The sequence below is a fragment of the Pseudomonadales bacterium genome, from assembly GCA_024234615.1.
In the GTDB taxonomy this organism is placed as follows: Bacteria; Pseudomonadota; Gammaproteobacteria; order Pseudomonadales; family IMCC2047; genus JAJFKB01.
The window spans coordinates 1,760,251-1,775,429 of record JACKNY010000001.1; the positions used below are offsets into that span (position 1 = coordinate 1,760,251).

A 15,179-nucleotide genomic window follows, 5' to 3' on the forward strand; every position below is an offset into this window, starting at 1 on the left:
CAGGGTCTTAGGGCGATCCCTTAACGGCCTATTAGGCCTGGAATAGCGTTATGGCGGAAATATTAAATGACGACTGTATTAGGAGATGAAAGGGGGTGACCGGATATGATGTAGTTTATATTCGCTGTTCTTTGCCGGGAGAGAGGGATATACGCGTGGCGACGAACTCAGGCAGTACTGTATGGCTGCAAAGGGTGTAGTTGAGGTAAATTTTTCACCACCATTCGAGCTGCTGCTTTTGATGTTGCCATAATCCTTTTCATCCAGGTCAGCAACGATGGATGTGTCGGGAGTGAGCCCTAGCTCCCTATCAGTAGCTGCGACAAAATTGTGGCAGCTAAATAGTGCGAAGGTGAAATATAAGAAAAGGCGAATCATTTAAATCGGCTATAAATAAGTTGTACGACTAGTTGTAGTGATTCGAAGCTGTTTTCGAGTATTCCATTCAGTTAAAGTTCCAAATGGGCTCATTAAAGGTCAATTGCAGAACCTGCCCAGGCCCATCCAAATAAATTTTACTGATGTTTTTATCATAAAATGAATGAATCCCATTGCACCAGTAAGCCTTTTAATAGGTTTTCCTTCGAAATTTTGGAGCCATCGTTAGCGCAATCGACAGTATCAATATTAAACCTTGCGCCAGTACCCCTTGCCAAGTTGAATAGATACCTAACCATTCTATTTTGAAGTTAATGGGAAAAGCTGAAATACCGATAAGCGCAGCCTCTTGCAGCGCGCAGATGGCCTTTCCCATTAATACAAATGCCAGTGCTAACAGCAAGTAAGTGGTCGAAGCAAAGAAACGGGATATAGGGAGATTGACGGAATAGCGAATAAATGCCCATGCCACAGCCACCAACAGTCCAACAGCCACAGCAAAGCCGGCAATGACAGACGAATAAGTAGAACTATCAGCCTGTGTCAGCAGCGATTCGTAGAATAGTACTGTCTCAAAGATTTCTCGATAGACAGCAACAAAGGAAAGTGCCGCAATCCCCCATAAAGTCCCTGTTTTTAAATGTGAATCTATCTGCCGTTGAATGTAAGCCTGCCAGTTCGCCGCATGGGATTTGTTATGCATCCAGAAGCCCACATAAAATAATACAATCGCAGCGAGCAGAGCACCGACACCTTCCATAATTTCTCTACTGGTTCCACTGATGGAAATCAGGGTATGAGCTGCTACCCAAGTAGCTCCTCCAGCAAAGAGTGCTGAAACCCAGCCTAAATGCAAATACTTCAAAGCGTCTTTACGATTGGTACGAAGCAATACCGTCGTCAACGCGATTACCACCAACAAGGCTTCTAACCCCTCTCTCAAGAGGATCACCAAACTCGCGCTAAATAACTCTCCGCTTGAGAGTGATGACTGCGTAAGCAAACTTTCCGCTTGCGTCAGCTTCTGGAAAGTTGCTGGTAGGACGGTATCTAATTTTTGGTCGTTTCCGCTCCGGCTGAATATTTGCCGAAGAGAAATTAAAAACGATTCAAGCTCATCTTTAAGTTCCTTGTCTTTGGCCGACAAGCTCACTTCAACCTGTTCAAAACCATCCAGATAGGCGCTCACCGCCAAATCATGGGCCTTGCTGTAAGCACCAGCTCGGTATGCAATAACGGCAGCTTCAAGTTGTTTTCGGGTAATAGATATAGGATTAGTTTCAGTGATAAATAATTGCTGTGGGTTAGCTCGCAGCCACTCCACTTGGCTGCGTTGCTCGGCAGGCAGCTCTTTGGATAGAAAGTTCGGGCTGTAGTTTATTAATTGTTGCAAAGAAATAACCGACTCAGTTTGCTGCCATGATGCGGTGGCAGACTGGAAGGCAAGGCTGCCAGTATAAAAAGCCAGCGACCATTTTTGCTTCTCTGTTAGCTGACTGAAAGCAGCCATCCCTGTACCATCAATGCCGTTAGCAATAGCATCATACAACCCCAGAACAGACCGGTTAGCTGCGCGTTCTCTGTCCGTAAAATTGGTAGGGGGCGGTGCTAAGGTCGCTGCTAAAGCGCCATCCCCTTGCCCCGTTTCACCATGACAACCGGCACAGCTCTGTTGAAATAAAGCTTGGCTTTCGGCATTAGATATTAAACTGTCTGGAACAGAAGCCTGTGGCGCCAATGTCAATAACGATCCTCGTAAGTCCGCCGCTAGTGCCTGAACCATTTCAACTGATTGCTTGCTGATAATGGCCAGTTGCAGTGATTTAGCTTTATCTGTAACCGTTCTATTCCCATCCGGCACTCCAGCAAGGAGCACACTTTTACTAAGAATCAGTCCAGAAAACTCAATCATTTCCTGATGTTCGCCAGCATTAATGACCTCACCATCTTGCACTGCAGCAGGGTAGTCAACGCTAATATATTCTGCGAGTTGGACGAGTTGGCGTAGCTCAGAAAAATAATTCATATTTGAAGCGATAGCTGTGCTAGCACCAAAAACAATCAGAAACAGCAACAAACCACTATGGTTGGTTTTCCACACAAAAATTTGCTGCAAGTAATTACAAAAAGCCAAACAAGGACTTGTCATCGTTAATATTTCAAATGTGTTAATGAGAATAATTCGCAATTATAAAGGCTGTAGTGACTAGAGAGTCAAGCTGGATGATCAATAAAATTGATTTATGGTATCTCTACAGCTAACTAGACTCTATCTAAAAAGTTATTGTTTTTATACACAGTTTTAGCTACTACTCGTTTAAAGTCGACCAAAGGGTTATTGTCATCGGTAGGTGAAGGGTCGTTAAATGACACCAACGTACCATGCAAAATTTCTAGAGTCGATGGGTGACGAACAGCGTTGAGCAAATTATGAGTTTTGAAAAACTGGACAAGAAAAAAGGGGTTAGTGACTAACATTATCACTAACCCCCCTTTTAAATGGCGGTGGGCCAGGGATTCGAACCCCGGGAGGGTTGCCCCTCAACGGTTTTCAAGACCGCCGCTTTCGACCACTCAGCCAGCCCACCAAAGAGGCCAGCATATTACCCTATCGAATAAAAGTGTCAATCCCGAATACGGGATTTAAATGGATTTGATTGCAGCCTATCGGCCTGCATTTAGCAGTAAAGCTATTAGTCTACGCATTCTCTTGATTTTGCAGTGATTGTCAGTATGATCGCTACAGGATATATTTGTGAGTCCATTAGTTTGAACTCTCACCAAGCTTTAATATCATAGTCAATTGAATTTATAGCAATCTGGAGTAATCGTTATGCCAACTAAACCCTATAGTATTTCAGCATCACAAGATTCAAACGCTGAGGTCAGTAAGGTTCTTAGAAACACCTACACCCTGCTAGCAGCCACACTTTTGCTGAGTGCTGTGACAGCAGGCATCTCTATGGCGGTCAACCTTAGCCACGGTGTTGGCATGATTATGAGTCTCGTCGCCATCGGTCTGGTCTGGTTTGTTCTACCTCGTACGGCAAACTCTGAGAAAGGTTTGCTCGTAGTCTTCGCTTTCACGGCACTTCTCGGAGCCTCGCTTGGCCCAATATTGAATCATTACTTGCAGATGACTAACGGCAGCATGTTAATAATGCAGGCGCTAGGCACCACTGCAGTGGTTTTCTTCGGGCTTTCCGGCTATGTATTAACAACCCGTAAAGATTTTTCTTTCATGGGTGGCTTCTTGATGACGGGTCTAATCATCGCTGTTGTTGCCATGCTTGCTTTGATGGTGGCTGGAATATTCGGTGTTCATATTGCTGGCGCTCATTTGGCTCTCAGTGGTGTGATTGCACTAGTCATGTCGGGCTTTATTCTATTCGATACCAGCCGCATTATTAACGGTGGTGAGCGTAACTACATTATGGCGACAGTTGCTCTCTACCTGGATATCTATAACCTCTTCGTCAGCTTACTCCATATTATGGGCGCCCTGGGCGGTGATGATTAATTTTTAAAACGATAAAAACCAGCCCCGTTGACAATCGTCACGGGGCTTTTTTTTAGCTACACTAACGCCATGAAATTTTCTCTCGCCATATACGGCGCACCCTATTCTTCTCAGGCACCGGACACGGCTTATCAATTTGCCAAAGCAGCTCTCGCAGCAGGGCACGAGATATATCGTCTGTTTTTCTACATGGACGGGGTGCAAAATGCCTCTCAGTTGGCAACGCCACCGCAGGATGAACAGAATATCCCACAACGTTGGAACGAGCTCATTAAAGCGCATAATATTGATGCCGTTGTTTGTATCGCGGCGGCATTAAGGCGTGGCCTGTTGGACAAGACCGAAGCTGCGCGTTATGAAAAAGAAGCCGATAACCTCGCTGAAGGATTCAGCCTATCGGGGCTCGGCCAGTTGGTTGACGCGGGTATTGAGTCTGACCGCCTCATCACTTTTGGTTGCTAGGCGGCGCAATGGCTGAATCAAAATCATTCTTGGTGCTAAACCGTCGGCCACCCTACTCCTCAAATTTTGCCAAAGAGGCGTTGGATGTGGCGCTGATGTGTGCTGTCTTCAACCAAAACACGAGCATTCTGTATATGGACGACGGGGTATTTCAATTGGTGCGTGAGCAGGACCCTGCCGATATCCAGCAGAAAAATAGTTCCCAAACTTTACCCATGTTAGAGATGTATGAAGTAAAACATGTTTACGTCGACGCAGAATCACTCCTACAAAGAGGTCTGCAAAAAGAGGATTTGGTGATTCCTGTTGAGCTGGTCGATAGCCCTAAGATCACGCAATTATTGTCCCAACAACAAGTAATATTAAACTTTTGACTTTTTATGATCTTACATACTGTCAACAAATCTCCTCAAAACCCGGCTCTTAAAACCTGCCTAAGGGTAGCAGCAAAAGACAGCGCGATTCTCTTGATCGAGGATGGTGTTTATGCCGCACTTGAGGGCACAGAACTTGAGGGATTACGTGATCATCAAGTATACGCATTAGCGCCCGATGTTAAGGCCAGAGGCATACTCGACAAACTTTCCTCACAGATCACTCTGGTAGATTATGCCGGTTTTGTTGTACTTACCGAGCAGTACGATTGTGTACAAAGCTGGTATTAAGCCCGACCGCCCGCGCCAATGTCTAAGCTAAAGGTTCCCACAGATAAAGAAGGTTACCTTAAACATCTCAGTGATTGGTCTGAAACCGCCGCTTGCGTAATCGCGCAAGAAGAAGGCATTGATCTCAGCGTCGAACACTGGGACATCATTTGGCTGCTGCGCGATGTCTATCAAGAATACCAGCACACCCCTGTGACACGGGTTTTCGTTAAATTGATGGCAGAAAAATTGGGGCCGGATAAGGGCCGCAGTATCTATCTACTACGTCTATTCCCCGAAACCCCAATGCGCAAAGCCTGTAAAATAGCTGGTTTACCAAAACCGACTAATTGTATTTAGGCTAAGCGTTAATTACCTTGAGCCCACCCATATAGGGCTGCAACGCATCAGGAACAACAATACTGCCATCAGCCTGCTGGTAATTTTCCATAACCGCGACCAATGTTCTACCAACCGCCAAACCCGAGCCGTTGATGGTATGCAATAATTCCGGTTTTCCAGTTTCCGGATTACGCCAACGCGCCTGCATACGTCGTGCTTGGAAATCCAAAAAATTACTACAGGATGAAATTTCGCGGTATTTTTGCTGACCGGGTAACCAAACTTCCAAGTCGTAGGTTTTGGTTGCTGAAAATCCCAGATCTCCACCACAAAGGTTCACTAACCGATAGGGTAATTTAAGCTTTTGTAGTATGGCTTCCGCATTGCCGGTTAATGCTTCTAGTGCGGCCATAGAATCACTCGGTTTAACCATCTGCACCAGTTCTACTTTTTCAAACTGGTGCTGGCGAATCATGCCACGAGTATCTCGACCATAGCTGCCAGCTTCGCTGCGAAAACAGGGGGTATGGGCGACAAACTTCAACGGTAATTGTTGCGCGTCAAGAATTTCATCCCGCACCATGTTCGTGACAGGCACTTCGGCGGTTGGAATCAGATACCAATCCTGCTCATGGCTGACTTTAAAAAGGTCTTCTTCGAACTTCGGCAATTGGCCGGTGCCACGTAAACTATCTGCATTAACGATATAGGGTACGTAGATTTCTTGGTAACCATGCTCCTGAGTGTGGGTATCCAACATCAGTTGTATTAAAGCACGATGCATTCTGGCGATAGCACCCTGCATGGTAACAAATCGAGCGCCGGTAATTTTCGTCGCTACCTCAAAGTTAACGCCACCCAGCGCGGTAGATAGATCAACATGATCCTTGGGCTCAAAATCAAATGGTGTTGGTTCGCCCCAATGACGCTCCACCAGGTTATCTTCATCAGAGATTCCTTCTGGCACTGAATCATCAGGCAGGTTAGGCACGTCCATTAGGATGGCCTCCAGCTTTTCCTGAACCTCCTGCAAATTCGTTTTGGCTTGTTCCAGCTGACCACCCATCTGGTTTACTTCGGCCAAAAGTGGTGTGATATCTTCTCCTGCTGCCTTGGCTTTACCGATATTTTTAGAGCGCAAATTACGCTCACTTTGTAACTGCTCAGTCTCGACCTGTATCTGCTTGCGCTGCGCTTCCAACTCATTTAATTGCGCCACATCCAAACGATAACCTTTCTTTAATAATTTCTCGGCGATTTCCTGCGGGTTCTGGCGAACTAGCTTGGGATCCAACATTGAACCGTAATACTCCTGTTAATTTAAAATAGTTGTTTCGTGCCCCACATCCCGAGAGCAACCGCTAACAGGCAGACACAGACACTGGAAAAAATATAGGTTAATGCGGCGGTAACTCGACCTTCCTGTAGCAATATTAAGGTCTCCAGCGAAAAGGTGGAAAACGTCGTAAATGCACCGATAAAACCTACCATTAGGATAGCGTGCCATTCAGCCGCAACATCCAGTTTTTCGATAATAAGCACATAAAGAATACCTATTAGCAGCGAGCCGAGAATATTAACCACGAGGGTACCAAATGGAAAGCTACGCTCAAACAGACTGGTAATCACACCTACCACCCAATAACGCGATAGTGCACCCAACGCACCGCCGACGGCAATTGCTAATATCTTAGTCATAATTCATCTTTATTTATTGGCAGCCTTTATTGGTAGCGTTTGTTCGCCGCACTTTTATTTAAGCCTTCCAAATAATCTAATTTTTCCTTAATTTTAACCTCTAACCCACGCTCAACTGGATAATAATAGCGTCGATCCTTTAGCGCCTCCGGCAGATAGTTTTCGCCCGCTGAAAAGCCTTCGGACTCGTCGTGAGCATAGCGATATTCAGCACCATACGCCATGTCTTTCATCAGTTGCGTCGGGGCATTACGGATATGTATCGGCACCTCGTAGCTCGGGCTATTTTGAATATCGGCTTTTACCGAATTAAAAGCTGTGTACACGGCATTGCTTTTGGCCGCACAGGCAAGATACAAAACGGCTTGCCCAATGGCCAATTCACCTTCAGGACTACCCAAACGTTCGAAAGCATGCCAAGCATTCAGTGCAATTTCCAGCGCGCGCGGATCGGCATTACCAATATCTTCACTCGCCATGCGTACCACGCGCCGCGCAATATAGAGCGGGTCACAGCCGCCATCGAGCATGCGCATCAGCCAATATATGGCGGCATCCGGCGCAGAACCTCTAACCGCCTTATGCAGCGCCGATATCTGCTCGTAAAATAAATCACCGCCTTTATCGAAACGACGGCTGCTTTCCTGTAAAACTTCATCCAGGGTAGTTTCCGAAACATGAACTTGTTGTCCTTGTTGTTCACCCAGATCAATTGCAATTTCGAGTATATTCAACGCCCGACGGGCATCTCCATCAGCGGCGCGCGCAATCTTCTGCTGCATCGCTTCACTAATCACCACCTGATCTTCGCCATAGCCATTTTGGACATCGGACAAAGCACGTTTTAGCAGCCCCAATAAGTCCTCTTCCAATAATGCTCGTAATACATAAACCCGCACTCTGGACAATAGCGCATTGTTCAGTTCGAACGAGGGATTCTCCGTAGTGGCACCTATGAATATAACGGTACCATCCTCGACATAGGGCAAAAACGCATCCTGCTGCGCTTTATTGAAGCGGTGAACCTCGTCAATAAACAGAATGGTTTTACGATTGTGCTGTGCCTGTGACTGTTTAGCCCGCTCAATCGCCGCACGAATATCCTTCACCCCAGACATAACCGCTGAGAGTGCTTGAAAATCTGCCTGTGACAGTTCGGCTATCAGCCTCGCCAAAGTTGTCTTACCGACGCCCGGAGGCCCCCACAGCACCATCGAATGGGGCGCGCCCTCTTCTATTGCCGAGCGCAGCGCTTTTCCCTCTCCCAAAATATGCGTTTGCCCAACAAAATCAGTCAGCCTTCTAGGGCGCATGCGCGCCGCCAGAGGCTGATAGCTTTTTGCTTCAAATAAATCAGGCATCTCGAATGGAACTACTGCGTAATAACATCAACGCCTTCCGGCGGCGTAAAATGAAACAGCTCTGGGGCAATTTCTACATCCGTCTGGGTTTCAAAGAACTCAAAGCTGGAACGTTGGCCAAGAGAATCCTTTATATGCATTTGTGCCAGCTCACCATCAGAGAAGGTAAGCTTCAGCTGCTCAAAGAGGCTTTCAGGTTCCTTAGGGATTAACACAAACACCCATAAATTATTTATTTGCTCTCCGCTGATTTGATAGGAAGCCTGAAGAGTCGACACCTCACCACTGAGCAAAAGTGCAGGCGTTTGCGTAATGCGCGGATCTAGTTTCTGTACGGTCACTTGCTCAAGATCCGGATCGTAAAACCAGAGTTGATGGCCATCAGAAATCACCAGCTGCTCAAAGGGTGGATTGGTTTTCCAATACAACATTCCCGGCCGCTGTACTGCTAACTCACCTGCCATTTCCTGAATGCTGTTGCCACTGCCATCAAGTGTAATTTGCTTAAATTTTGCTTTGAAAGACTGCATGTCAATCAGTAATTTTGTCAGTTTTTCTGTGCTATTTTCTGCGGCAAAGGTGGCTTCAATGCAGGCTAGCCAAATAACGAAAAAGCCAATCAACAGCCGCTTAAGGTGACCTGTATTCTTCATAAACATCCCTAATTAACTTCAGAAAAACTCTTAAGCAAACCACTTATCTAACTGAAATAAAATAAAAAATAAGTAACGAAATAAAACTTAATCCTCAATAGGCGGAGGCGCTATAACTTCACGACTGCCATTGGAACTCATTTCTGTCACCACTCCTGCTATTTCCATCGCCTCAATCATGCGCGCTGCACGGTTATAGCCTATTTTTAATTTACGCTGCACCGCTGAAATAGAAGCTCGTCGTGATTGTGTGACGAACTGTACGGCCTCATCATAAAGCTCATCTTGCTCCGCATCGTCGCCACCATTGTTCGAGCCTGACATCAGCGCCGACTCCGATGGCCCTTCTAAGACTTCATGGATGTACTGCGGTTCACCTCTTCTGACTAGGTCTTTCACTACTCGGTGTACTTCGTCATCAGCAACGAAAGCACCATGCACGCGGATAGGCACACCCGAACCTGGCGGTAGATAAAGCATATCGCCATGCCCCAATAATTGTTCCGCGCCGCCCTGGTCAAGAATCGTGCGTGAATCAATCTTTGAGGATACTTGGAATGCTATACGCGTCGGCACGTTAGCCTTAATCAACCCAGTAATCACATCTACGGATGGACGCTGCGTCGCCAAGATCATATGAATACCTGCAGCCCGTGCCTTTTGCGCGATACGAGCAATTAGTTCTTCGACCTTTTTGCCGACGATCATCATCATGTCGGCGAACTCATCAATCACCACCACGATATAGGGCAAGGTCGACAAATTAGGACGCTCCTCGACTAATAAATCATCTTCCGGTTTCCACAGCGGATCTGGCAATGGTGTCCCCGCTTTTTCAGCATCTTTTACCTTACGGTTGTAACCGCTTAGGTTGCGCACACCTAAAGTCGCCATCAAACGGTAGCGACGTTCCATTTCAGCGACACACCAGCGCAACCCATTAGCCGCTTCCTTCATATCGGTAATGACAGGAGCCAGCAAATGGGGAATACCATCATATACTGACAATTCCAACATTTTGGGGTCAATCATGATGAGTCGAACATCTTCCGGCGTAGCTTTATAGAGCAAGCTCAGCAGCATCGCATTAACACCCACGGATTTACCTGAACCGGTGGTTCCGGCCACCAGCAAGTGAGGCATTTTCGCCAAATCCGCAACGACTGGAACGCCCCCAATATCATGCCCTAAGGCTAAGGTCAGAGGCGATGAGCGAGAGTCATACTGCGGCGACGATAGCACTTCCCCCAAACGTACAATTTGACGATCTTCATTGGGTATCTCGATTCCAACCACAGATTTGCCGGGGATCACTTCAACCACTCGCACGCTAATCACAGCTAGCGAACGCGCTAAATCCTTGACCAAATTACTAATGCGGCTAACCTTTACACCAGGAGCCGGCTGAATTTCAAAACGCGTAATAACCGGCCCGGGCTGTACCGCCACCACCTCAATTTCTACACCAAAATCTTTGAGTTTGATTTCTAAGAGCCGCGACATGGCTTCCAAGGTTTCCTTGGAGTAGCCCTTATGCTTGCTGGCATCTGGCTTATCCAATAAAGACAAAGGTGGTAACGTTCCGGTCACTTCTGCTTCAAAGAGGTTCGTCTGGCGTTCCTCTTGTACACGTTTACTGGGTTCCTGTTTTTGCAGCAACGCTGTTATTTTGGGTGGCTCACGTTTGATTTCCTTTTCGATATGCACTTCAAATGCACGTTTGCGCACTTCCTGTGCTTTTTGGGTAGTTTTCCTCTCCTCAAAGTGCTTGCGAATACGACGTATTGAAGAAATAAGGAAATCAAATGTCTTTAACACAAACAGACCGATCCCATCCATCACTCTGAGCCAAGAAATCCCCGTAAAAATGGTTAGCCCAATGAGGAAAAGCGAGAGCAACAGTAGCGTACTACCCACCTCATTAAACCCGCCCAAGAATAGACTTTGTACTAGCTGCCCAAGAATTCCACCGGACGTTTCACGCAACTCCCAGACATATTCATTGAAATGAAAGGTCGCAAGCCCGGTGCCTGCGATCATGACCAAAACAAAACCCAGACTATGTAAGCCGAACAACGGCCAATTCCATGGTTTATCTTGGCTACTTTCTCGAAAGATTAACCAAGCGCGGTAAGCAAGCATCACAGGGAACAAATAGGCAAGGTAGCCTAAGGTAGATAAGAGCACATCAGCAAACCAGGCACCTATTCGGCCTGCATTATTCAACACTTGTGCGTCCACAGCGCCAGTATAGGTCCAACCCGGATCTTGGGGGTTGTAACTAAAAAGTGCTAACAGCAAATAAGCACAAAGAGCCACCGAGCCAATTAATGCCCCCTCCTTTAAGCCATGAGCTAAATGAGTTGAAAATTGGCTCTCTTTTAGTTTTTCTTTCTCGGCTTGTTTTAACTTTTTATTCAACGCTATTCCCGACGAAATCTTGTGGCACCCGAACTTCGTACCTCTAAAAATAGACCGAGTTTAGCGGATTAGAGGCTTTTACGCATTGCCTTTTTTTGATCCGCTTATGATTGACGACAACCGTTTGAAAACCCTGAAAATTTCACATTTTAGCTAATCCTAAAAAACCGGTGCTTCTAAAAAAAACATCTGTAATAAATATTTAGACTAAAGATAACATCTTCCAATAATTCATGGGCTTATAAAACTTTCTAATAAAGCACCGTGAAGTGTGAATTTGTATAAACTTAGTGATCGAGTTATATAAGTAACTAACTGTTCAGGAAAGCTTCCTCCTTGAACATGGAGAGGTACAAAAGACCATGTCGATAAGAGCAAGGAGACATCTATTATCCAGTATTACGATGCTTTTAGCCGGAGCATCTTTGTTTTCACTTCCGTGTTACGCAGGGGAAGATGAAAAGCCTAACCTTAATTTACACATAGCTTCCAGCCCAATACTCCCGCCAATTTTGAATAGTTATGCGTCAGATGACTATATGTCCTTGTACGCCAATGAACCAAGCCCCGCCATTCAATCAAAAGGACACTACGCGCTGGGATTAGTGCGCTTTAAGGCTGATAAAACCATGCGTATTCGCGGTTGGGAAATTGGCCAAAATATATATTTTGGCCAAGCAAAGATTGGTAAAAAGTGGGGTGTCGGGCTGGTTGTTGACCGAGGCGGCCATTATTACGGGCTCAACAACCACGGTATATCTTATCTGAAAAAGTTTTAGCCAAGCACTACCATAAAGAGCGTTGCTATACAGGCCACAACACTAAACGACCGCGCATCGGCGGCTCTTACCAACTCAGCCAATCACTCTTTGAAAATCAGGTAATGCATCCAACATTGCTTTGCCATAACTTTTCGTCAGTATGCGCTTGTCTAATAGCGTAATCCTTCCTTTGTCCTCTTCTGAGCGCAGCAGGCGTCCACAGGCCTGCTTCAGGCGTATGGCCGCGTCAGGCACACTGATTTCCCAGAACGGATTACGCCCCAGATCCGTTAGCCATTCGTTTAGTGCTGCTTCGACCGGGTCACTGGGAACGGTGAAAGGCAGTTTAGCCATAATGACGTGGCTTAGATAATTTCCCGGCAAATCGATACCCTCAGTAAGACTTGCTAAACCAAAGATAATACTTCCTTTTCCCGCATCAATTTTTTCGCAATGACGCTTAACCAGCATCTGTTTGGAATAATCATCCTGCATAATCACCAATGGCTTGAGCGATTCATCCAATTCCTTGAGGACGGCATGCATTTGCTGTCTGGCTGTAAAAATAACCAATGTAGCTTTTTGCGGTTCAATGATTTTATTAAGCTGCCCAACTAAGACTTGTGTGAATTGATCTGCATCCCGAGGATCAGCTGCACCCTGAGGCACCTCAAAGGTAGCGTTCTGATTATAATTAAATGGGCTTGGCACTATTTTATAGCGGGTTCCTTCTGGCAAGCCCATCCGCATTTTGGTACGTTCAAACTGATCGACAGAAGTCAGTGTTGCTGACGTCAGCACAGCGCCAAAACAGGCAGACCACAGCATATTTGACAATAAATCCGCAGCCATAATTGGACTACTCCAAAGCTCATAATCTGGTTGCCCCAGAGTATCCACTTTCATAATCCAGCGAGCTGTAGGGGCTGTCGCGGATGTCGCCGTACTCTCATCCTGCGCGTAGGATTGCCAAAGCATATTGGCAGCATGGCAGCGCCCTAACATAAGCGCTAAGCGTGGATACTGGCGATCGACTACCGACCTGACCTCTAGGTCGTTCTTACTTTTTTCCAACAGACAATCACTGACCGCTTCCAAGGCAACACATACTCTCCCATATTGAAGCGCCAGATTTTTCGCTATTATCCGTAATCCATCAGGCACCTCGCCCCGTTTAAAACGCCATTGCAGATTATCTGTTGCATCTGAATTTTCGACGATACTGCTGACTATTTCCAAAGCAAAAATAAGATTTTCTTCAATTGCTTTTTGAGTCTCCGGTAGTTTTTTCAGCTGCTCATCTAATTCTGCGGAATAACCAACTTGCCCCGTCAGTTGAGCCAAAAGTTTGGGGATTTGTTCCAACCACTGTTTGCTGGCTTTGATGCGAATCTGATAATTAAAATGGGATAGCGCTTTATCCGGCAAGTGGTGTGCTTCGTCAAAAACATAAATGGTTTCCGCCGGCACTGAAAGCAGTGCACCTCCACCCAGTGCTAAATCCGAAAGCACTAAGTCGTGATTCGCCACAATCACATCCGCTTCAACAATTTCTTTGCGCGCTAAAAAATAACTGCAATCTTTAAAGTAGGCACATTGCCTGTTGGTACACTGACGGTGGTCCGTCGTCACGGGTTGCCATTGCTTACCACTGAGAGCATCATTCCAACCGTCTCGATCACCATTCCAGGTATTCGCCTCAATGGCAGCAAGCATCTGCTGATAGAGCTTTAGCGTCGGTTCATCAAGCTTTGCAGCCAATTCGTCTTCAAATAGCGTCAGTTCTGGACCGAGTGAGGCATTGATATCGAGAAGAATGTCTAATTTCGACCGGCAAATGTACCTGCCACGCCCCTTTGCGATCGCAAAACTGAAGGATAAACCACTGTGCCGAAGTAAATCCGGTAGATCCTTCTGCACCAGTTGCTCTTGCAGCATTACCGTTGCGGTAGAAACCACCAGTTTCTTCTCTTTAGCCAGCGCAACCGGCAATGCGGAAAGCATGTAGGACAGAGTTTTACCCGTACCCGTACCCGCCTCGATGACACAGATATGCGACTCACCCAAGCGCACCCCGGCTGCATCCTCCTGAATACAACCCAGTGTTCTCGCAATTTCAGCAATCATCAGCCGTTGTCCCGTACGCGGCTTAAACCCTTTATTTTTTAGCACTACCCGGTAAGCGTCCTGGATAGCATTTTTAAGATCAGCTGAGAGCATTCGAACCAATCACCCCACCGGAAGGAACACCGCAGTGGCGATGCGATGAACAATTTTATTAATAGTACGCTCGGTGCGATCAGCAGTAATTTTAGCTATCATGTCCTGCAACATAATGAGCTTGCCAAATAACCGTTCAAAACTCAGATTAGCCGGTTCGTCCATGCTATTCGTCAACAAATAAAGCTCCCCTCTCGCATCGCGGCGATGCGCTAAACGCCAAGCAACGATTTCTATATTTCTGGCGCAGTTGTAAAGCTTTTGCGAATCCAATTTGTCGAGCATAAAGAGTTCCGCATTTTCATTATAGGCACGATAAAACATCCCCCTGAGTCCAACACCTAAGGCAAACACACGATCTCCTTCAAAACTATCGTCAAAACTGAGCAACATCGCATCAATACTTTCCCTGTAATTCAGCTCGGCAAAACGCAAATTTTTAGGATCAGAAAAAATTTGCTCGATCCGCTCGGCAATAGTGTGCATACCATTTTTTTGCAATTCTCTAGGGTTTCGTTTATAGAGCTTATACACCAAACTCTTGAGTAATATATTGGTCTGTTGAATATGGCTATCGCCCACCATATTGATATCGGACTTCGCCAGATTTTGAATAAGCCCTGAATTTGAACCACAACTGGAAATCGCCATCAAACAAGCAATTAAGCAACTTAAACGAATCAGTTTACTGTAAACTCTAGATAACATTCCGGATGCTC

14 protein-coding genes and 1 tRNA gene are annotated in these 15,179 nt (G+C 46.1%); 6 read left to right on the top strand and 9 right to left on the bottom strand.

Annotated elements, in window-relative coordinates; genetic code table 11:
• Positions 1-568 precede the first annotated feature (568 nt).
• Both H6995_08050 and H6995_08055 read right to left on the bottom strand, forming a co-directional pair.
• Positions 569-2,527 carry an FTR1 family protein gene (locus H6995_08050; protein ID MCP5214946.1) on the bottom strand — a complete coding sequence of 653 codons (1,959 nt, stop codon included), beginning with the start codon at positions 2,525-2,527 and terminating at the stop codon, positions 569-571.
• A gap of 351 nt (positions 2,528-2,878) precedes the next feature.
• Positions 2,879-2,966 (bottom strand) — tRNA-Ser (locus H6995_08055).
• Positions 2,967-3,211: 245 nt separating this feature from the next.
• Between H6995_08055 and H6995_08060 the strand changes: the two genes are divergently transcribed.
• From H6995_08060 to H6995_08080, 5 genes are all read left to right on the top strand, one after another.
• Positions 3,212-3,898, top strand: a complete 687-nt coding sequence (locus tag H6995_08060; protein MCP5214947.1) for a Bax inhibitor-1/YccA family protein — start codon at positions 3,212-3,214, stop codon at positions 3,896-3,898.
• A gap of 69 nt (positions 3,899-3,967) precedes the next feature.
• Positions 3,968-4,360, top strand: a complete 393-nt coding sequence (gene tusD, locus H6995_08065) for a sulfurtransferase complex subunit TusD (protein ID MCP5214948.1) — start codon at positions 3,968-3,970, stop codon at positions 4,358-4,360.
• An 8-nt stretch (positions 4,361-4,368) separates the two neighbouring features.
• Positions 4,369-4,734, top strand: a complete 366-nt coding sequence (tusC, locus tag H6995_08070) for a sulfurtransferase complex subunit TusC (protein MCP5214949.1) — start codon at positions 4,369-4,371, stop codon at positions 4,732-4,734.
• A 6-nt stretch (positions 4,735-4,740) separates the two neighbouring features.
• Positions 4,741-5,025, top strand: a complete 285-nt coding sequence (gene dsrH / locus H6995_08075; protein ID MCP5214950.1) for a sulfurtransferase complex subunit TusB — start codon at positions 4,741-4,743, stop codon at positions 5,023-5,025.
• An 18-nt stretch (positions 5,026-5,043) separates the two neighbouring features.
• Positions 5,044-5,364: a TusE/DsrC/DsvC family sulfur relay protein gene (locus H6995_08080; protein MCP5214951.1), complete on the top strand. Its 321-nt coding sequence runs from the start codon at positions 5,044-5,046 to the stop codon at positions 5,362-5,364.
• A gap of 1 nt (position 5,365) precedes the next feature.
• Here the strand turns inward: H6995_08080 and serS are convergent, their stop codons facing one another.
• From serS to H6995_08105, 5 genes are all read right to left on the bottom strand, one after another.
• A complete protein-coding gene (gene serS / locus H6995_08085) occupies positions 5,366-6,643 on the bottom strand; it encodes a serine--tRNA ligase (GenBank protein ID MCP5214952.1) in 1,278 nt (425 codons plus the stop codon).
• A gap of 23 nt (positions 6,644-6,666) precedes the next feature.
• Complete coding sequence (gene crcB, locus H6995_08090; protein ID MCP5214953.1) at positions 6,667-7,044, bottom strand: fluoride efflux transporter CrcB; 378 nt, start codon at positions 7,042-7,044, stop codon at positions 6,667-6,669.
• A 26-nt stretch (positions 7,045-7,070) separates the two neighbouring features.
• Entirely contained in the window at positions 7,071-8,405 is a 1,335-nt protein-coding gene (locus H6995_08095) for a replication-associated recombination protein A (GenBank protein ID MCP5214954.1), read from the bottom strand.
• 11 nt (positions 8,406-8,416) lie between these two features.
• Positions 8,417-9,058: an outer membrane lipoprotein chaperone LolA gene (gene lolA / locus H6995_08100; protein MCP5214955.1), complete on the bottom strand. Its 642-nt coding sequence runs from the start codon at positions 9,056-9,058 to the stop codon at positions 8,417-8,419.
• A gap of 87 nt (positions 9,059-9,145) precedes the next feature.
• Positions 9,146-11,479 (bottom strand): DNA translocase FtsK 4TM domain-containing protein, encoded by a 2,334-nt coding sequence (locus H6995_08105; protein ID MCP5214956.1) that lies wholly within the window; start codon positions 11,477-11,479, stop codon positions 9,146-9,148.
• Positions 11,480-12,018: 539 nt separating this feature from the next.
• Between H6995_08105 and H6995_08110 the strand changes: the two genes are divergently transcribed.
• Positions 12,019-12,258: a hypothetical protein gene (locus H6995_08110; protein MCP5214957.1), complete on the top strand. Its 240-nt coding sequence runs from the start codon at positions 12,019-12,021 to the stop codon at positions 12,256-12,258.
• Between the two features lie 75 nt (positions 12,259-12,333).
• Here H6995_08110 and dinG read toward each other — a convergent pair whose 3' ends face one another.
• Both dinG and H6995_08120 read right to left on the bottom strand, forming a co-directional pair.
• On the bottom strand, positions 12,334-14,460 hold the full coding sequence (gene dinG / locus H6995_08115) for an ATP-dependent DNA helicase DinG (GenBank protein ID MCP5214958.1): 2,127 nt from the start codon (positions 14,458-14,460) through the stop codon (positions 12,334-12,336).
• A 9-nt stretch (positions 14,461-14,469) separates the two neighbouring features.
• Positions 14,470-15,168, bottom strand: coding sequence for a hypothetical protein (locus H6995_08120; protein MCP5214959.1), 699 nt, complete (start codon positions 15,166-15,168; stop codon positions 14,470-14,472).
• Between the last annotated feature and the right edge of the window lie 11 nt (positions 15,169-15,179).